The following is an 18,671-nucleotide window of genomic DNA, read 5'->3' on the forward strand; positions in this document are numbered from 1 at the left end:
AACAGATTGCCCATGAACCTCGATCTTCTCAAATGGTCGTGCCACTCCGCCACGTACCTGCCCACCGATATGCTTCGTGTGCTTGGCAGGGCGCCAAGTTTGCGCCGTTGATGAAAACTAAACTACTTTCGACACAGACAAAGCAACGGAAGAAAAAGGTTTGCAAAGCGGCCTGCCGTGGTTTGCAAAACAGTTGATCAAAGCACAGCAGTGTGTGCAATTTGCACTTCTTCGCGAGATGGCCCTTGAACGCTTTCGTGCCGGGGGCCGGTATCAAGAGAGTGGTCGTATCTTCAGTTCGGTAATGCGATTGCCATCCCGCGCCACAACTTCAAATCGAAAGCCATGAAAGGAGAATACCTGACCGGCAGTGGGGATCATCTGTGCTTCGTGAATGACCAGCCCGGCGACCGTGTTTGCTTCTTCATCTGGGAGGCTCCAATCGGTCGCGCGGTTGAGATCGCGAATTGTCATGGCTCCATCGACGACAAACTGACCATCCGCGCCGCTTGTTACCGTCTGATTTGCGTCCTGATCAAATTCATCTGTGATTTCCCCTACGATTTCTTCAAGGATATCTTCCAGAGTGATCAGGCCCTGGAGCGAACCATATTCATCAACCACCAAGGCGAAATGTGTGTGACGACGTAGAAATTGCCGCATTTGCTCGTCTAACGTAGAAGTCTCGGGCACAAAATACGGTTTCATTGCCACATCAATGATGTTGAAGTCGCGCAGCTGCGCGGCGTCCCCTTCCGGGCCGCCAATGGTTTTGTACATGGCGCGCAACAAGTCTTTTGCGTGAATCACGCCAATGATGTTTTCCGGATCGTCCTTGAAAACGGGCAGGCGGGTGTGGTTGGACGTCAGGCATTGTTCAAGGATGTTCTGCGGGTCGTCGTCCGCATTGATCATTTCGATACCTGACCGGTGCAACATGATTTCCTCAACGGCACGGTCATTCAAGTCCAGCGCGCCCAAAATGCGGTCGCGGTCTTCTTTTTCCACAACCCCTTCGGAATGGCCCAACTGCAAGGCGCCAGCGATCTCTTCACGCACGGCAAGTATATTGCTGTCGGGGTCAATCTGGACGCCAAACAGGCTCAACACTCCGCGCACCAACAGGCGAACAGCGGCAACAATAGGCGAGAGTATGGTGACAATCAGCCCGATCGGACTGGACACCAGAGCCGCAGCCTTCTCGGAGTTGGTTATGGCGTAGGTTTTTGGCAGCACCTCGGCAAAGATCAGCACCAGCAAGGTCATGACCAGTGTCGCCATCCAAACCCCGCTTTCGCCGAAAGCGCGTGTAAAGATCGAGGTGGCCAGCGAAGCCGCCAGGATGTTGACCAAATTATTTCCCAGCAATACCGACCCGATGAGACGTTCATTGTCTTCCGTGATCTGCAGGGCCCGTTCCGCCCCGCGCGATCCTTTGTCAGCCTGCGCCCGAAGTTTGCCGCGAGAGGCTGCCGTAAGGGCGGTTTCTGATCCCGAAAAAAAGCCGGACAGTACAAGAAGAAAGAGTATCACACCGCCGGTCATCCAGAACGTGCTGTCCAGCATTGTTGTCGCCGTTTCCATTTAGAGTGTTGCCTTTGAGTTGGAATACTATCGTTATGGTGACCGCAGGGTTGTCAATCAAGAGAAGAGCGACCCTTGCATCATGATCTTGGCACAATCGACATGCTGTGTTGTGCAGCTGTTATGCGTCTTTAGCCGGTTTTTTCAGCCCGTGTGTGGTGGCGTCGTCCTTTGCCAAAGGGTGATGGTTCAAAACCAAATCCGACAAGCGGGCTTCTAGCACATGGGTATAGATTTCGGTTGTTGCGACATCCGCATGGCCCAGTAACGTCTGAATTGAGCGCAGGTCAGCGCCGTTTGCCAGCAGATGTGTTGCAAAAGCATGGCGTAAAGTGTGCGGTGTCACCTTGCCGGGAGAAACATCGGAGGCGACGGCGAATTCCTTGATGAGAAGATAGAAGCGGTGCCGAGTCAGATGCCCTGCGGCAGACCGTGAGGCAAATAGAAACTTGGAGACCGGTTTGCCTTCTAGCCGGCGCTTTTCTTCCAATGCATCGCGCAGTTTCAACCACTCCGCCAGGGCTTCCCGCGCGGGGGGAGACAGCGGCACCATGCGTTCCTTGCCGCCTTTGCCACGAATCAGCAGCATTCGCGGGTCGCCGCGAGCGGCACTTACCGGCAGACTTACCAGTTCTGACACCCGCATGCCTGTGGCATAAAGCAGTTCCATCAAGCAGGTATTGCGCACCCTTTCCTGCTCGGACCGTCCAGAGGCCCGTGCCGCTTCCAAAAGGCGATCCACTTCGCTTTCAGAGAGCGTTTTCGGCAGTTTCTTCGCGCGCCCAGGACCCGAGATTTGAATCGCAGGATTGTCAGAACGCCAACCTTCCTCGAAGGCAAAACGGTAAAGTTGTTTGATTGCAGAGAGACGCCGGGCGCGGGTGGCTTTGGAAAAACCCTGATCATCGCAATGCACCATATAGGTTTCGACATCGGATTTCGCGGCGCTGTCAAAACATGTCTCGTTGCTTGCAAGCCAGCTTTCATAGTCTCGCAGATCGCGGCCGTAAGCCAAAAGCGTATTGCGCGCGGCACCCAGTTCCGCAGCCTGTGCTTCGAGAAACGCGGAAATCCATTGGTTTGTGGCCATCAGCCAAACCTGTCCAATAGCAGAATTTGAAGGCTTGCGCGACGTACCGTGTCGTCAAAACCCAGGGCTCGTAATGTCCCCAATGCTTCGGTCAGGGCTGACGTGTCGCCGGCGGCGCCTTCTTCCAGCAAAATCAATGTGCGTAAAATCACTTCACCCATTTTGCCTTTTCCAGCCATTTCAACAAGGTCTTGACGTGCCGCTTCAGACCCGAAACCATCAATGATGGCTTTGCTGATCCGGTCGTTTGAGGCGAGCTCCGACGGATCGCCGTTGGCGACCGCGCGCAGCAGGTCCGTGCCAGATTTCGTGGCCTGTTCTTTGTACTCGGGCGACAAATAAGCCAGGCGTTCGGCGATACGTGCGACGTTGCCGGTTAAGTCGTAGCGGTTTAGCCGATTTGAAAAAAGCCCCGCAAAAGCCGTTTCCAACTCTGCGTCCTCCATGGCCGCCCATGCTTTTGGCAGTGTTTTCGAAACGGCGTCCGCGGAACCTGTGTCAAGGGCGGTATCCAATTGCTGGATAGCTTCAACCCTGTCCCAGACACTGCCTGACGCCGCAGGCAGGCGTTCGGTATACAGGCCTAACAAGCGATTGTCCGGCAATGCGCCGGTTTTGGCGAGGCGTTCAGCTGCCTCGAGTTGGGCTTTCCAACCGGCCAGATCGCGCAGGTCCGCAACCGCATAGGCCCTTGGCAACAGTCTGGTAGGCAAAGGCTCGCCAATTGTTTCATGAAGTCGAAACATTAAGGGCGTTATGCGACGGGGGGGTGTCAGAGGAGGTTGGGCATCAAAAAGTTCCGGGTGCAGGAAGCGGTCCAGCAAAGCGGTTTCATCCGGGGACATGATCGACAGCGCGCGCGACGTGTCAAAAAGCAGCGCTGCCGTTGACCAGTTTCCCTTGCGTGCCGCGCAAAAAATCTGATGTCCGACCGACGGGCTCAAATACAGGTGGGCTGCCAGTATATTGCACGCGGCCCACTCTTCTCCAGAAAGCAGTGCCAGATCCATATAAGCGGAGAAATGTGCTGCATCGCGTGTGACATCCGCCTGCTCAATCAACGCCAGTGCTGGGTCCAATGCGCCAAATCGCTGCAATGCTGCGACCCGTGCCAGCGTAAAGAGGTCTTCTTCTGCGGCATCCTGTCCGGGTCCCTGCGCCTCCGTCAAAAGGGCTGTAAACAAAAGCGCCTGCGCTGCAGGCAAGCGAAAATCAGGAAGGTTGGACAGCCTTGCACTGAGTTCTGCAGGGTCACTGTTGCGCCATAAGTCCTGCGACAGACCTGTAATCGTCGCTGGTGCCAGGCCAATGATCCTGATGGCATCTTCCTGGAGCGGTTGAACGTCGATTGCAGGCACCTGACCAGAAGCGGCAACAGGTGGTTCGCCCGCCGGAAGGGCTACTGACGTCAGTGCGGGCTGATCCGGGTTTTGCCGGACCCAGTCAATGACCGACAAAGGCTGCTCGCCTTGTCCATCCTGCGCCGCAAGAGCGGCGGCGCACACCATTCCGAACGTCAGCGCTGACAAATATGCAGTTGGGTTAATTGGCATCCAGCGTCACAGGCACGCGCACCTCGTTTTGTGGTGCTGAGAAATCGGCACCAAAATAGGGGCCGATATAAGCATAGCCCACCAGCCCGATCAACGCGATAACAATGAGATATACCAAAAGTTTAAAGACACGGATCATTGTAAGTACTGCCTTGATTGCCTGCCGGTTTTTCGTAACTTATATATGGCCTTTCTTCCAATATCACGTCATTCAGAGAAATATGAGCGAAATTCAGCAATCCGTGGCCGAAGGGTCCCAAACTCGACCGTTTGTGCTGAAGAAAACTGTTGTGATGGTGGGAATGATGGGCGCTGGCAAAACCGCCGTGGGCCGGACACTGGCGCAGTTGCTCAATGTCAGCTTTCTCGATTCGGATCAGGAAATCGAAACGGCGGCCAATATGACGGTGCCGGAAATTTTTGCCCGCGATGGGGAGCCGTTTTTCCGGGCGCGTGAGACGGAGGTGATCCGACGCTTGCTGGACGAACAGAAATGCGTGCTCTCGACCGGAGGGGGTGCGTTTCTGACGCCGGAAAATCAGCAAAATATTTCGCGCAGCGGGGTCGCGGTCTGGCTTGACGCGGATCTGGAGCTGTTGTGGAGCCGCGTGCGCCACCGCGACACGCGGCCCTTGTTACATACGCCCGACCCCAAAGCCACATTAGCAGAACTTTTTGCCAAGCGCGTGCCTGAGTACAGCAAGGCAGATTTGCGGGTGGCCTGTGCGCCGCCAGTTTCACTGGACAAAATGGCAGAGCGCGTTGCCTCTGTCCTATTGACCAGGCCGGATGTATTGGAACGTCTGGATGCTTGAAATCGTTGATGTGGATTTGCCGGGACGCGCCTACCAAGTGCGGATCGGAACCGGGCTCTTGGAACGGGCCGGGGCTGAGATCGCGCCACTTTTGTCACGACCAAAAGTGGCGATCATCACAGATGAAACAGTAGCGGCATTGCATCTGGATGCGCTCAGAGCAGGACTTGCTGCAGAAGGTATTGCGGCAGACGCACTGTCCTTGCCCGCCGGAGAGGCCACAAAGGCATGGGGGCCATTGCAGCACTGTGTCAGTTGGCTGCTCGACCAACATGTGGAACGCGGCGATATTGTCATTGCATTGGGCGGCGGTGTCATTGGCGATCTGGCGGGTTTCGCTGCGGCTATTCTGCGCCGGGGTGTGCGATTTGTTCAAATGCCCACGTCTTTGCTTGCGCAGGTCGACAGCTCGGTTGGGGGCAAGACAGGGATCAATGCGTCGCAGGGTAAAAATCTGATCGGGGCGTTTCATCAACCCTCGCTCGTTCTTGCCGATATCGGTGTGCTGGGCACGCTGGAACCGCGCGATTTTCTGGCCGGATACGGCGAAGTGGTCAAATACGGATTGCTCGGCGACGCCGCATTTTTCGAATGGCTGGAAACGCAGGGGCCTTCATTGGCCGCCGGAGACATGGCCGCCCGTGTGGAAGCCGTGCGCTGGTCTGTGCAAATGAAAGCCGATATTGTGACCCGCGACGAGAAAGAGCATGGGGATCGTGCACTTTTGAATCTGGGGCACACGTTTGGTCATGCGCTCGAGGCGGCAACGGGTTACTCGGACCGATTGCTGCATGGTGAAGGCGTCGCAATTGGCTGTGCCCTGGCATTTGAACTGTCGTCCCGTTTGGGGCTTTGCGCGCAGGAAGATCCCAGTCGCGTACGGGCGCATCTCAAAGCGATGGGTATGAAAACCGATATCGCGGATATTCCCGGTGATCTGCCCGACGCAGAAGGTCTTTTGCACCTTATGGGGCAGGATAAGAAAGTGGTGCAAGGCACCTTGCGATTTATCCTGGCGCGCGGAATTGGCACGGCGTTTATCACCTCCGATGTCCCAGGGGAAGCTGTGCGCGGGGTTTTGCGGGATGCTCTGGCTGGGCGCGGTTAATCGCGACGCAGCACCATGCCGAACTTGTCTTCGCAACCAAACCCGAGCGTTTCGTAGAATCCACGCGCACCGCGCTTTTGACCCGTTAACAGCATGATTTTATATACGTTTTGATCCCAGGCCGCATTGATCGCGGATTGCATCACCGCTTTGCCAATGCCACGCATCTGATACGCCGCCGCAGTTGCCACATTCTCGATCAGCGCATAAGGCCGCGCATTATAGGTCACATTTGGCAACACGTGCAGCGTAGCCATTGCGACTATCTGATCATCGACCTCAGCCCCGTAAATCTCTGTTCCCGGGTGGTCCATGACAGTCGATATGCTCTCCGATTGGGCCGCTTTGGGCCCAAAAGTCAGTTCATTATAAAGCGAGACAAGTTTGCCAGCATCCGCTTGCTTGAGCGGGCGGATTACGGCGCCTTCAAAACGGGATTTCATCATCCAAGTCGCGCGAAGGTGCAGGGCTGCCGCCGCCAGATGGCGCACTGCCGCCTCTGTCGTCGTATCCCATCGAACCGCCACCGTCACCGCCGCCATAACCGCCACCGCTGCCGCCGTCGCGCCCATCAAGCATGGTCAAGGTGCCGCCGAAACCCTGCAATACAACTTCCGTGGAGTATCGGTCTTGACCGGATTGATCTTGCCATTTGCGGGTCTGCAATTGGCCTTCGACGTAAACTTTGGACCCTTTGCGCAGATATTGTTCGGCAATACGCACAAGTCCTTCCTGGAATATGGCCACGGAGTGCCATTCCGTCCGTTCTTTGCGTTCACCCGTGTTGCGGTCTTTCCAGGTTTCGGATGTGGCAATGCGCAGATTGCAAACTTTGCCACCGTTCTGGAAACTGCGCACTTCGGGGTCGCGCCCCAGATTGCCGATGAGAATTACCTTGTTGACTGAGCCTGCCATGGTGCCCCCTTTTGATGTCTTGTCACCTTGTGCATCGGACGCTGAGCGAATCCCGATTTTACAAATTTGCCTGAATGTATACCTGCAGATTGGAATTTGAAACTCGCTAAACTGTGGGTTGAACATCATTTGCTACGCGCAAAATGCTGGAAACCTAGCTGTTTTCAGTATATCTGCGGTCGAGATGAAGAGGATGATCCAAACAGCGACCAGAATGGTCTGCATCGGCGCGATAACGGCGACGGTTGGCGCGGTCAGTTTGCCGGCAGAGGCGCAAACCGTTTCCAGCAAAAACCGAGCAAAGCTGTTTTCATCGCAAACACGCATTCTCGATAGCCGCGCGGCGGGTCAATACAACAATTCGGTCCGGCTCAAGCCACCGACGGTCTATACGCCCAGCAAATGGGCCAATCCGGAGTATGATGGTCAATACAAAGGTCAGTTTCTCGAAATGGCCAGGTCAGCCGCGCGCAAACATGGGGTGCCGGAAAATCTCTTTTTGCGGCTGGTGAAGCAGGAATCGAACTGGAACCCTACGGCCAAATCACACAAAGGAGCCTTGGGCCTGGCGCAGTTGATGCCAAGCACGGCGCGTCTGTTGCGGGTTGACCCTTTGGATCCAGAACAAAACCTCGAAGGTGGGGCGCGTTACCTCAAACAGCAATTCCGCGAATTTGGGTCCTGGCGTTTGGCGCTTGCGGCCTACAACGCAGGGCCGGGCGCGGTGAAGAAATACGGCGGAGTGCCACCTTTCAAAGAGACCCGAAATTATGTGAAAGTAATTGGCGGGCAGTAAGTCGATTGGTTTTGTGCGCCAAGCGAGGCCCAATAATTGCAGCGAAATGACGGGGTGATCACAATCGCTCCTTGAGCGCGCCACAGTCGTGCCCGAATCCCGTATAAAGTTCATCCTGACACAAAGATCAGGAGATGCGCATGGCAAAAACTAACTTTGAAACACGTATCGCACGCATCAACCAAGCGCATAAGGGCCTCGCGCCGATGCGCGCCAAGGCCCCGATCCGGTCTTTGCAATCTCAACCAGTGGCTATGACGCTGCAACGCCGGTCATCCAAACGGTTTGCCATTTTTGATCACTTTCAACCTATGGCTATCGGATCCGTTCTGGGATGCATTGCGGCGGTTCTCCTGTCAGGTTTGACATCGGAAAACGCGCTTTGGGGCCCGGGCACTGCGCTCAATGAAATGTTGTTTCTCCCGGCATTGGGTGGTTTGGCTCTGGCACCAATTCTGATGATTGCCTCCCTGTTTCTGGCCAGCAAAAAGCCCGGGTTCGCTCTTTTTTCTCTGAGCTACTTGACCGGATTGGTTGTCACCATGGTGATCTGAAGCCGCAATGACGGATTCCACCCAGGCTGACACAAGCGGGGAACCGCTTGTTGAGAAATTACAATTAAAACATTGTAAACAATATATTAATTTAAAATTTTTGGTTTTAGGAAGCGTTAGTTTCAGTCGGTAAAACCTTTTCAAAAACGCATCTTGGAACCTTTTCAGCGCGCCTTTTGTTCATTCTCCAGTACCGCAGATATTGAACTGCAGTGCTTATGAAATGAACTAAAAGGAGCACTCCAATGTTCGATTTTTTAAAGAAGACATCCCTTGCCGCAACCGTCAGCTTAGCCGCATTCGTGGTTTCTGGCACAGTTGTCGCGGGCACGGGCGTCAGCAACATTGATGTGCAGGCAAAGCTGGAAGCGCCGCAGGACAGCAACGCATTGGACCTTTATCCCACGATCGAAGGTGATTTGACCCGTGCCATTCTCGAACGAGTAAATACCACCAATGACCCGGCTGGCCCGACGATTTCGATCAAGATCAAACGCGTGAGCCTGGATGGCGACACCATCCTGCCAGATAGCGCCGAATTCAACGAGCTGGAAGGCTTTCTGTCCTATCAGGGGGGGAGCCGAGAAGTGGTCGAAACCATCAAGCTGTCGGCCTATGCCGACACGCAGTCTGTGCCTGATGGTTACATTTCGGTGCCGCCCAGCAACGAAGATTTTTATCAAGCGATGCTGACCACATTCGCTGACCGCGTCATTGAACTGGTGCCCGAAGAAGACGTTTCTTCCGGCAGCTAACCGCAGTTTTAACGAGTAGCCGTCATCAGAACGGTGACCCGTTTTGATGACGGTAAGGGTTTTGCCGAAGGTCGCCGCCCCGTGGCCTGACGTAAAGAACGGCGCAGACACTCCCCCTGTCTGCGCCGTTTCCCGGAACTTTGGTCAGGCTATTCCGCGGCCACACCGACTTCGATGACGGGTTCCATCTCGGCCAGCAGTGCGTCGCTGAGATGACATTTGATTTGATGATTGCCGTCAAGCGTACGTACGGGCGGCACTTCTTTTTCGCAAAGACCACCTGGAACTTCTGTTTTCCAGCGGCAGCGGGTCTGAAACGGACAACCGGGAGGAGGATTCATCGCCGAAGGAATGTCACCCTCAAGTACGATATGTTTCTTTTTCACCGAAGTATCGGCGATGGGTACCGCAGACAGCAAGGCTTCCGTGTAAGGATGGTAGGGCGGGGAAAAAACCTGATCGGTTGTGCCCAATTCAACCACATGGCCCAGATACATCACCATGACCCGGTCGCTGAGATAGCGCACAATCGAGAGATCATGGCTGATGAAAAGGAGCGTGGTTTTATGCTCGCGCTGGATTTCCATGAGCAAATCGGTCACGGCGGCCTGTACCGACACATCCAGCGCCGAGACTGGTTCGTCTGCCACAACGATGCGCGCGTCACCGGCAAAGGCACGAGCAATCCCAACGCGCTGCTTTTGACCGCCTGACAGCTGCCGGGGCATCCGGTCCGCAAATTCACGGGGCAGTTTCACCAGATCCAGCAATTTCAGCATGCGTTCGCGGCGTTCACGATCACTTTCACCGATCCCAAAGATTTCCAACGCCCGCACAATCTGGCGTCCGACCGTCATGGAGGGGTTCAACGTATCAAATGGGTTCTGGAAAACCATCTGCACGTCCGAGACCGTCTTGGTGTCACGCTCCTCGATGGGTATGTCTTGAATGGGCTTGTTCCCAAGCAGGATTTCACCTTCGGTCGCGGTCTCCAAGCCCATCAAGACTTTGGCAAAAGTTGATTTTCCGCAGCCGGACTCGCCAACAATGGCCAGTGTCTCGGATTCGCGCGCTTCAAAAGAGAGTGTTTCATTGGCCTTGACGACTTTCTTGCCACCGCCGCCGAAGATCGCATTGGCTGTCACCTCGTAGTATTTCTTGAGATTGTCCATCTTCAGGACCACATCGCCCACTTCGCCTTTGGTCTTCACGTCGGCCAGTACTAGTGGCGCTTTCCAGTCGATCTCCTGGAACTTTACACAACGGGTCTCATGGCGCGCGTCGTGATCCACCTGTTGCATAGGGATAAAACCCTCATCGCAACGGCCAGCTTCAAAATAGTCGCAGCGCGGTCCGAAGTTACAGCCTTTGGGGCGTTCATGGGGCAGGGGAAAATTGCCGGGGATGGCCACAAGCGGGCGCGCGTTTTTGTCTGCTCCCGGCAAGGGGATCGACCGAAAAAGCGCCTGCGTGTAAGGGTGTTGCATCTTGTCGAAGACATCTTCGATGGAGCCACGCTCTACCGCTTCACCCGAATACATCACACAAATCCGGTCGCATGTTTCCAGTACCAGGCCCAAGTTGTGCGAGATGAACAGCATGGATGTGCCGTATTTCTTGCCCAGATCCTTGACCAGTTCCACAACCGCCGCCTCCACGGTGACGTCCAACGCCGTGGTCGGCTCGTCCAGGATCAAAAGCGAGGGCTCCGACATCAAGGCCATGGCGATGACGATGCGTTGTTGCTGCCCGCCGGATAGCTGGTGTGGAAAGGCGCTCAAGATGCGTTTGGGGTCTGGTAGTTTCACATCCGTGACCACCTGCAATGCGCGCTCATAGGCGTCTTTCTCGTTCATGCCCTGGTGGATCATCGGCACTTCCATCAACTGCTTGCCGATCTTCATCGCCGGGTTCAGGGATGCCATCGGTTCCTGGTAGATCATGGCGATCTCAGACCCGCGAATGTCGCGCAGTTCTTCGTCGCTCATTTCTCCCAGATCACGCCCTTTGAACTTGATTGAACCACCTACGACACGTCCGTTCTTGCCCAAGTCTTGCATGACACCCAAGGCTACGGTGGATTTTCCACAACCGGACTCGCCCACCAACCCGACCGCTTCGCCCGGTTTGACGTGAACCGTAAAATCCATGACCGCAGGGATTTCGCGCAACCGGGTGAAAAACGAAATCGACAGTTTGTCTATTTCGAGAATAGGTCCTTCGTAGTCGGGTTTTTGCATGTGTTGTCTCCTTCAGGAGGGCCGCTCAGTTGCGTCTTGCTTCTTTTGGCCAGAAATACCGGGGTCAGACCGGGGCAACCCCGACCTGATGTTTTATCAATCGCGCAGACTTTCTTCTCGCAGCCCATCGGCCAGCAGGTTCAAGCCCAGCACCAGTGTCAAAAGCGCAAGTGCAGGTGCAATTGCCGCATGCGGGTAAAGTGCCAACAGACGTCGCCCGGCGTTGATTGTGCTGCCCCAGTCCGGGCTTTCCGATTCCAGCCCAAGGCCAAAGAATCCCAATGTGCCGAGCAGAATGGTCGTGTAGCCAATGCGCAGACAGAAATCGACGATCAGTGGCCCACGCGCATTGGGCAGGATTTCCCAGAGCATGATGTACCATGGACCTTCGCCCCGGGTTTGCGCGGCGGCCACATAGTCCCGCGTTTTGATGTCCAACGCGAGGCCCCGCACGATACGGTAGACCGTGGGTGAATTCACAAAGACCACCGAAACAAAGACTACCAGAATGCCCGGATCAATATCGAACAGATCCATGAATGCCGGGATGCCCGGGATCGAGTAACTCGGCGTTGCCACCACGGTGCCATCTGTGGATACCAGTGAGAGATAAAGCCATGCTAATCCGCCCAAGACCCCGATGAGCAACGGCGTGCGAACCTTCGGTTGCGTGTAGTAGCGGGAATTCAGCAGGATGCACACAAAGATCAAAGGAAACACAAAAAGGAATAGCGCCATGTAATTGGGAATGCCCGTCAACACGATTTCCGGGGTCACCAACAGGTAGAAGAGCAAGATAACCGGGAATGCGAGGATGAGGTTCGCCAGAAACGACAGGATCGTGTCCAGGCGTCCGCCGTAGTAACCGGCAGGCAGGCCCAGGGTTATCCCCACCATGAAGGCAAAGAGTGTGGCGATCGGTGCGATCTGCACGACCACCCAAGCGCCTTTGATCAGGCGGCTGAAGACGTCGCGTGCCAGATTGTCACCGCCCAGCAGGAACCAGGCATATTCGCCATCTTCCGCGCCGCGCATGGGCGTGCCGGGAAGCTTGTTCTTCATACCCGATACCTGGCTGAGCGGGTCATGCGTGACCAGCATATCCAGCGGCCCTCCAAAGACACCGACGAAAACCCAGAACATGACAAGTGCGAAACCGATCATGCCGATGGTGCTGTCAAAGAGCTTGCCGTAGAGGCCCAGTCGCCGTTTGAAGGTGATCGACACCGTGAAAAGGACAATCAGGGCAATCCAGACCGGACCGAGCTGCAGAAACATGCGACCGAGAATGCCGCCCCAGGATAATTCTTCCATGACCAGCCCTCCCTTATGCGATCCGGATGCGTGGATTGAGGTAGACATAGCCGATATCCGATATCAGCTGGGTCACCAGCACCACGATCACAGAGACAACCGAAACCGCGAGCAGCAGTTCGATGTCGTTGTTTGAAGCCGCTTGTACCAGCAACCAGCCAAAGCCCTTGTAGTTAAAGAGCGTCTCGACAATGACAACGCCGTTCAACAGCCAGGGAAATTGCAGCATGATCACGGTAAAAGGGGCGATCAGCGCGTTTCGCAGCGCGTGTTTGAGGACGATGTCGGAGAATTTGACACCCTTGAGGCGCGCCGTGCGAATGTATTGTGCGGTCATCACCTCGGTCATCGATGCCCGTGTCATGCGGGCGATATAACCCATCCCATAAAGCGCGATGGTGATCACCGGCAGAGTGAAATTCTCGAAGGTCACGTTTTCCATGGCCGACGTCGCAGAGCCCTTGAACCACTTCAAGCCAAAGGCTGAAGATGCGAAAATAGCTATGAAAATGACGCCAGACACGTATTCAGGCGTAGCGGTTGAGGCAATCGAAAAGGTTGACAGCGACCTGTCGAGCTTTGAGCCTTCGCGCATGCCTGCAAGCACGCCGATGATCAAGGCCATAGGCACCATGACCAACATGACAAAGAACATCAGTTTACCTGTTAACCCCAATCGGGTGGCGACGATGGTTCCGACATCGTCTTTGAAGACGGTGGATTGCCCCCAATCCCCTTGCAACACGCCGCAAAACTGAGGTCTTTCCACTTCGGGAGTGCCTTTTGCAAAGCATTTGCCGACCGTTTCGCCTTCGTCCTCGAGGGTCCAGCCGGGCAGAACGCCGAGCCATTGGCCAAATTTGACAGGCATCGGCTGAAGGTACCCGTTTTTGCCCAGGTAGCTTTCTACTGCCTCGTCCGACATGCGAAAGTTACCTTGGGTTTTCGCCAGTTTTTCGAGGTTCGGATATAGGTTCGTCAGCCAGAAGACGACGAATGTCAGACAAAGCGCGGTCAATACCATAACGCCCAATCTTCGGAGTATGAATAGTACCATAGGTGCCCCTGTTGTCAGGCGATGGCAGGCTGATCGTGTCAGCTTTCAAAGCTCTTTTGAGCAATTTTTTTATTCTATTGCGGCATCAGGCATGACTTTTTTGCCTGCGTCAACGTTGGCTTGCGTCGCATTCTTGTATTTTTGCGACATCCTGGTGGTCGCAAATGGAAGCACCAGCGCCAACTGCAAAGCAATGTGATGCAGTAGCGCTAGGCTGCTTGAGTGAATTTGCCGGATGCTTTGCGCAGTGCAGTCGGCGTTGCATTTGTGTGGTGCTGCATGAAACGGGTGAAATAAGCAGCGCTGCCAAAGCCTAAATGCCGGGCAATGTCCTGAGCCGGCACTTTGGTGGAGGCAAGCAAGCACCTGGCTTCATAGAGGACTCTTTCAGTCAGTAGGTCGGCGGCCGTTTTGCCGGTGGCGGCCTTGCAGGCTCGTGTCAGATGCGTCGGCGTCACATTGAGAGCTTCGGCGTGGTCCGCCATGGTCATGGGTTCCGCAAAAAAAGCAGTAATTCGCTGGCAGTAGGCAGCGCTCAGGCGTTCCGCTGCGTTACGCCGCGCAGGGGCATGATCTTCAAGAGCCAATTGTCGTTGCACCCAGATCGAGATCAGAGCACCGTATGCATCCATCGATTGCGCACGCAGGCTTTTCCCGCTGGCTTGTTCCCGCGAGGCTGCGTCGATCAAGGTCGTGAGGTCATTCATCACCCCGCCATCCCTGATCCTCAGGAGTCGTGGCATAGTTGGCACGGCTAAATCAGTTGTTTCTGGGATTACAACAACCTGACCAACGGATTGCCGTCCGAGATCCAACGCGAAAAGTGATCGCGACGGGATGACAATCGCGTTGTGCGCGCCGACGCCGCGACGCTGCCCGTCGAGCAGTACACGCCCCTGGCCACGAGTAATCCAGAGCATCAGATGTTCCGCCCTGTCATGCGCCAGCGACAGGCGCCAGTCCTGTCCATTGCTTAGCTGTGATAAAGAGACAATTTCCATTGTGCCGTTCGTCATGCAACCCCTGCGTGCAGCCTTGCACATGTATCTTACAAAATCGAGAACCGATGCGGAATTAATTACCACTGCATTAACGATTGCAAGTCTCAGTCTGGCATGTGCGGCGAGAACGGCTGCCAATCGCGCATTTTTGATCGAAACCAGGTTCTTTGACGTTTGGCGAACTGCCGCGTGGCAATCACAGCTTGGTCGCGCGCTTCCTTCAATGAGAGTTCACCGTTCAAATGCGCCATCAACTCAGGTGCGCCAATCGCCCGGTGTGCGGGCAGGCGCTGGTCATAGTCTGGCTGAACTGATCTGGCCTCGGCCAATGCACCTTCGTTGATCATCTGGTCAAACCGTTTTTCAATGCGGGCGTTCAACCAGTCCTTGTCAACGTCGACTACAATATTCTCGGATTGGCCGATGGGAAGGGTCGCGTCACCTGTCTCGTCATGCCAGGATACCAGACTACGGCCCGTGGTCTGCAACACTTCCCAGGCGCGCTGCACCCGGGCGCGATTTGCGAGATCTAGGCGTGCCTTGGTCTCATCATCCAGCGCTTTGAGCAAAGCGGAAAGCGGAATAGTGTCACCCAAAGCGCGGACGTCGCTGGGCGTTGCTGGAATATCGGCCAGACCTTGTGTCAGCGCCGTGAAATAGAGACCTGTTCCCCCGACAATAATGGGCCGTTTCGGACCGCCCAAAACCGGCATGACTTCTCTCAGCCAATGGCCCGCAGAATAAGCGTCATGTGCATTTTTGTGTCCATACAAAACATGCTGTGCCGTCGCTTCCTCGGTCCGCGACGGGCGCGCTGTGACAATCCGCCAGCAGTTGTAAACTTGACTTGCATCGGCATTGACGATGACACCGCCCTGCCGCGCGGCAATCTCCAACGCCAGAGCCGATTTTCCTGAGGCGGTCGGCCCAGCGATCAACACCGGGCGTTCCGGCGACAGGCGCGCGATCAAATTCTGCGCGCTGAGAGAGCCGAAAGCAGTCATTTTTTTCGGTACCCCTTGGGATGCATTGAAGTCCAACCGCTTTTGCGACATTTTGCCCGCGAACTAAACCCCATGCCTCAGGAGCCGAATCCATGACTGAACCGAAACCTCAGGCTACCTTTAGGCGCGTCATGCTGAAAATTTCCGGCGAGGCGTTGATGGGCGACCAAGGGTTCGGCCTAAATCCGCCGACGGTGGAGCGCATTGCACGAGAAGTGCAATCGGTTCACGAGCTTGGCGTCGAGATTTGCATGGTCATTGGAGGCGGTAACATCTTTCGGGGTTTGCAGGGCTCTGCGCAGGGCATGGAGCGCACAACCGCAGACTACATGGGGATGCTGGCAACGGTCATGAACGCACTGGCCATGCAATCAGCGCTCGAAGGTCTGGGCGTACACACGCGGGTTATCTCAGCCATTACGATGAACGAAGTGGCTGAACCCTACATCCGGCGCCGCGCCGTTCGACATCTGGAGAAAAAGCGCGTTTGCATCTTTGCCGCTGGGACAGGCAACCCCTATTTCACTACAGATACGGCCGCATCCCTGCGTGCGAACGAAATGGCCTGCGAAGCGATATTTATGGGCAAACAGGTGGATGGTGTCTATGACAAAGATCCCAAGAAACACGACGATGCCGTGCGCTATGACAATATTACCTATGACGACGTTTTGCAAAAACGGCTTGGGGTGATGGATGCTAGTGCCATTGCTTTGGCACGCGACAATGACCTGCCGATCATCGTATTCTCGCTGGACGAGCCGGGTGGCTTTCAGGGCATTCTGGCTGGCAGAGGCACTTACACCAAAGTGCAGGGTTAGATCGGCCTTACCAGGCAGCCTCGGCTGGTCGTCGATAGTGTCCCCCACTGATTGGACCTCAAATCGGTTTCAAAACCAACGCGCCCGGCGTATCGCATTTGGATCGGGCGTTTTGTGGATGCAGCACGGGCCGTTTTGCGATTCAGATCGCATTTGAAAAGGTGGCGAGAAACGCGTTTGCTTTCATCCTTTGTACGGAAGTCGCGAGCATGGGAAGCGAATGCTTATCCCGTTCTTCGCTCAAAGCATCCGGACCAGCCCTTCCCAAAACAGAACGCCCAATGTTTGGCCAACAAGCACAACAGTCAGGTAACCGTCTGCCGTCAGGGCGTCCAGAGAAATGTTTCCATCCTTGAAAATCAGAGGAACAGCGAGGTGCGCTGGTAGAGAAGGCATTAGGCACAAGCCAACATACTGGGCGAAGGTGCTATCCAGCCGGGACTTTTTCTAAAGCAGACACAAGCCGCAAAGCAACTGAGGCTGGTCTTTCGTGGTCTTCCTGAATTATAAGACGCCGAAGATCGATGCAGCCGAGGCGGCATCTGGGAAACTTGTGGCAGGAATATCATATGTCGGACGACTTTATGCTCGATACGGACGATCTTGAGCGGCGCATGGACGGCGCAATGACAAATTTGCGCACCGAATTTGCATCCTTAAGAACCGGGCGTGCCTCTGCCTCCATGTTGGAGCCGGTGATGGTGGACGCTTATGGAGCCATGACGCCCATCAATCAGGTCGGAACCGTAAACGTGCCAGAGCCACGGATGGTCACCATAAACGTTTGGGACAAGGGACTTGTCGGCAAGGTCGAAAAGGCGATCCGCGAAAGCGGTCTTGGTATCAATCCGCAGCTCAACGGCACAATTATCATGTTGCCGATCCCAGAGTTGAATGAAGAACGCCGTCGCGAATTGACGAAAGTGGCTGGTAGTTACGCCGAAAATGCCCGCGTTTCCGTGCGAAACGTGCGGCGCGACGGGATGGATCAGATCAAAAAAGCCAAGTCAGACGGGTTGTCGGAAGACGACCAAAAAATATGGGAAGGCGAAGTGCAGGATATCACGGATCGCGCAATCAAATCGATTGATGACATGCTGGAAAACAAGCAAGGCGAAATCATGCAGGTTTAGGCTAGTGTGCGTGCATAAACCTATGCGTGTGCAGAATGCTTTTTCGAACGCGCTGATTTGCTACCGTTGTTGTGGAACATCATGTTCACAATTCCTGCGCAAAAGCGATTTACCGTTATCGCACTGGCCGTCTATACTATCGGCATGCGGGAATTAGGAGCGTAACATGGCCGGTGTGCCACAACCTCAAGTTAACCTGATCCCGGGATGTCCGCGCCATGTCGCAATCATCATGGATGGGAACGGCAGATGGGCCACCCAACGTGGACGGCCGCGACTCTACGGGCATCATGCTGGCGCCAAGCGTGTACGCGAAATCGTGGAAAGTTGTCCGCAGATTGGTGTCGAGTACCTGACGATCTTCGCGTTTTCGACGGAAAACTGGAAACGGACCCAAGTTGAAGTGGCCGGGCTGATGAGCCTGTTTCGACGTTATATCGTCAAAGAGACACGGGCGTTGATCACCTCGGGCGTACGCGTCAGGTTTATTGGGGACAGGCTGCGTCTGGACGACAAGCTCATCAATCTGATGAACGATCTTGAGGTCGCGACGGAAAAAAACACCGGTGTTCATTTGACCATCGCCCTGAACTATGGTGGGCGTGACGAAGTGGCGCGTGCGACCCGACGACTTGCAAAGGATGTGGCCGACGGCAAGTTGCTGCCTGATGATGTGGATGAGGAAACCCTGCCGCGTTATCTTGACACGCGGGTTTTGCCCGATCCGGATCTGGTGATCCGCACCAGTGGCGAAGCGCGGATTTCAAACTTCCTGCTCTGGCAGTCAGCCTATTCGGAATATGAATTTGTCGATACTTTGTGGCCCGATTTCACAAGCGACGAATTTCAACACCTTTGCGCGTCTTATGGAGTCCGTGATCGCCGCTATGGTGGTGTCGTTGGGTGACAGAGGCACCGAAGAAATGGTCTG

At 55.1% G+C, this 18,671-nt stretch carries 20 protein-coding genes; 8 read left to right on the top strand and 12 right to left on the bottom strand.

Annotated elements, in window-relative coordinates:
• Positions 1-273: 273 nt before the first annotated feature.
• The 4 genes from AB8B75_RS19265 to AB8B75_RS19280 form a co-directional block, all read right to left on the bottom strand.
• Positions 274-1,584, bottom strand: coding sequence for an HlyC/CorC family transporter (locus AB8B75_RS19265; protein ID WP_405364442.1), 1,311 nt, complete (start codon positions 1,582-1,584; stop codon positions 274-276).
• Positions 1,585-1,705: 121 nt separating this feature from the next.
• Positions 1,706-2,674 (bottom strand): site-specific tyrosine recombinase XerD, encoded by a 969-nt coding sequence (locus AB8B75_RS19270; protein ID WP_405364443.1) that lies wholly within the window; start codon positions 2,672-2,674, stop codon positions 1,706-1,708.
• Positions 2,674-4,227, bottom strand: a complete 1,554-nt coding sequence (locus tag AB8B75_RS19275) for a hypothetical protein (protein ID WP_405364444.1) — start codon at positions 4,225-4,227, stop codon at positions 2,674-2,676. The genes AB8B75_RS19270 and AB8B75_RS19275 overlap by 1 nt, the downstream gene beginning before the upstream one ends.
• On the bottom strand, positions 4,217-4,366 hold the full coding sequence (locus tag AB8B75_RS19280; RefSeq protein WP_405364445.1) for a hypothetical protein: 150 nt from the start codon (positions 4,364-4,366) through the stop codon (positions 4,217-4,219). The genes AB8B75_RS19275 and AB8B75_RS19280 overlap by 11 nt, the downstream gene beginning before the upstream one ends.
• An 82-nt stretch (positions 4,367-4,448) precedes the next feature.
• On the opposite strand from AB8B75_RS19280, the gene AB8B75_RS19285 reads away from it, so the two are divergent.
• Together AB8B75_RS19285 and aroB are read left to right on the top strand one after the other, a co-directional pair.
• Entirely contained in the window at positions 4,449-5,042 is a 594-nt protein-coding gene (locus tag AB8B75_RS19285) for a shikimate kinase (protein ID WP_405364446.1), read from the top strand.
• On the top strand, positions 5,035-6,150 hold the full coding sequence (aroB, locus tag AB8B75_RS19290; protein ID WP_405364447.1) for a 3-dehydroquinate synthase: 1,116 nt from the start codon (positions 5,035-5,037) through the stop codon (positions 6,148-6,150). The genes AB8B75_RS19285 and aroB overlap by 8 nt, the downstream gene beginning before the upstream one ends.
• Here aroB and AB8B75_RS19295 read toward each other — a convergent pair.
• Positions 6,147-6,596: a GNAT family N-acetyltransferase gene (locus tag AB8B75_RS19295; protein WP_405364448.1), complete on the bottom strand. Its 450-nt coding sequence runs from the start codon at positions 6,594-6,596 to the stop codon at positions 6,147-6,149. The genes aroB and AB8B75_RS19295 overlap by 4 nt on opposite strands.
• Positions 6,577-7,065 (bottom strand): single-stranded DNA-binding protein, encoded by a 489-nt coding sequence (gene ssb, locus AB8B75_RS19300; RefSeq protein ID WP_405364449.1) that lies wholly within the window; start codon positions 7,063-7,065, stop codon positions 6,577-6,579. Before ssb ends, AB8B75_RS19295 begins: the two co-directional genes overlap by 20 nt.
• 214 nt (positions 7,066-7,279) lie before the next feature.
• On the opposite strand from ssb, the gene AB8B75_RS19305 reads away from it, so the two are divergent.
• From AB8B75_RS19305 to AB8B75_RS19315, 3 genes are all read left to right on the top strand, one after another.
• Positions 7,280-7,861: a lytic transglycosylase domain-containing protein gene (locus tag AB8B75_RS19305; protein WP_405364506.1), complete on the top strand. Its 582-nt coding sequence runs from the start codon at positions 7,280-7,282 to the stop codon at positions 7,859-7,861.
• 140 nt (positions 7,862-8,001) lie between these two features.
• Positions 8,002-8,415: a hypothetical protein gene (locus AB8B75_RS19310; protein WP_405364450.1), complete on the top strand. Its 414-nt coding sequence runs from the start codon at positions 8,002-8,004 to the stop codon at positions 8,413-8,415.
• 245 nt (positions 8,416-8,660) lie between these two features.
• Positions 8,661-9,170, top strand: a complete 510-nt coding sequence (locus AB8B75_RS19315) for a hypothetical protein (RefSeq protein WP_405364451.1) — start codon at positions 8,661-8,663, stop codon at positions 9,168-9,170.
• Between the two features lie 149 nt (positions 9,171-9,319).
• Here the strand turns inward: AB8B75_RS19315 and AB8B75_RS19320 are convergent, their stop codons facing one another.
• The 5 genes from AB8B75_RS19320 to miaA all read right to left on the bottom strand — a co-directional run bounded on the left by AB8B75_RS19320 (position 9,320) and on the right by miaA (position 15,786).
• The gene (locus AB8B75_RS19320) at positions 9,320-11,410 is read right to left on the bottom strand and encodes a dipeptide ABC transporter ATP-binding protein (RefSeq protein WP_405364452.1); all 2,091 of its coding nucleotides are present in this window, start codon (positions 11,408-11,410) and stop codon (positions 9,320-9,322) included.
• 96 nt (positions 11,411-11,506) lie between these two features.
• A complete protein-coding gene (locus AB8B75_RS19325; protein ID WP_405364453.1) occupies positions 11,507-12,724 on the bottom strand; it encodes an ABC transporter permease in 1,218 nt (405 codons plus the stop codon).
• A gap of 13 nt (positions 12,725-12,737) precedes the next feature.
• Positions 12,738-13,781, bottom strand: coding sequence for an ABC transporter permease (locus AB8B75_RS19330; protein ID WP_405364454.1), 1,044 nt, complete (start codon positions 13,779-13,781; stop codon positions 12,738-12,740).
• A 209-nt stretch (positions 13,782-13,990) separates the two neighbouring features.
• On the bottom strand, positions 13,991-14,797 hold the full coding sequence (locus AB8B75_RS19335) for a helix-turn-helix domain-containing protein (RefSeq protein ID WP_405364455.1): 807 nt from the start codon (positions 14,795-14,797) through the stop codon (positions 13,991-13,993).
• Positions 14,798-14,886: 89 nt separating this feature from the next.
• Positions 14,887-15,786 carry a tRNA (adenosine(37)-N6)-dimethylallyltransferase MiaA gene (miaA, locus tag AB8B75_RS19340; protein WP_405364456.1) on the bottom strand — a complete coding sequence of 300 codons (900 nt, stop codon included), beginning with the start codon at positions 15,784-15,786 and terminating at the stop codon, positions 14,887-14,889.
• A gap of 92 nt (positions 15,787-15,878) precedes the next feature.
• Here miaA and pyrH point away from each other — a divergent pair, with 92 nt between their 5' ends.
• The gene (gene pyrH / locus AB8B75_RS19345; RefSeq protein ID WP_405364457.1) at positions 15,879-16,607 is read left to right on the top strand and encodes a UMP kinase; all 729 of its coding nucleotides are present in this window, start codon (positions 15,879-15,881) and stop codon (positions 16,605-16,607) included.
• Positions 16,608-16,847: 240 nt separating this feature from the next.
• On the opposite strand, the gene AB8B75_RS19350 is transcribed toward pyrH, so the two are convergent.
• Positions 16,848-17,003, bottom strand: a complete 156-nt coding sequence (locus tag AB8B75_RS19350) for a hypothetical protein (RefSeq protein WP_405364458.1) — start codon at positions 17,001-17,003, stop codon at positions 16,848-16,850.
• Between the two features lie 173 nt (positions 17,004-17,176).
• On the opposite strand from AB8B75_RS19350, the gene frr reads away from it, so the two are divergent.
• Positions 17,177-17,740, top strand: coding sequence for a ribosome recycling factor (frr, locus tag AB8B75_RS19355; protein ID WP_405364459.1), 564 nt, complete (start codon positions 17,177-17,179; stop codon positions 17,738-17,740).
• A gap of 166 nt (positions 17,741-17,906) precedes the next feature.
• Positions 17,907-18,647, top strand: coding sequence for an isoprenyl transferase (locus AB8B75_RS19360; protein ID WP_405364460.1), 741 nt, complete (start codon positions 17,907-17,909; stop codon positions 18,645-18,647).
• Positions 18,648-18,671: the final 24 nt, after the last annotated feature.

The organism is Roseobacter sp., assembly GCF_045106495.1.
Taxonomy (GTDB): domain Bacteria; phylum Pseudomonadota; class Alphaproteobacteria; order Rhodobacterales; family Rhodobacteraceae; genus Roseobacter.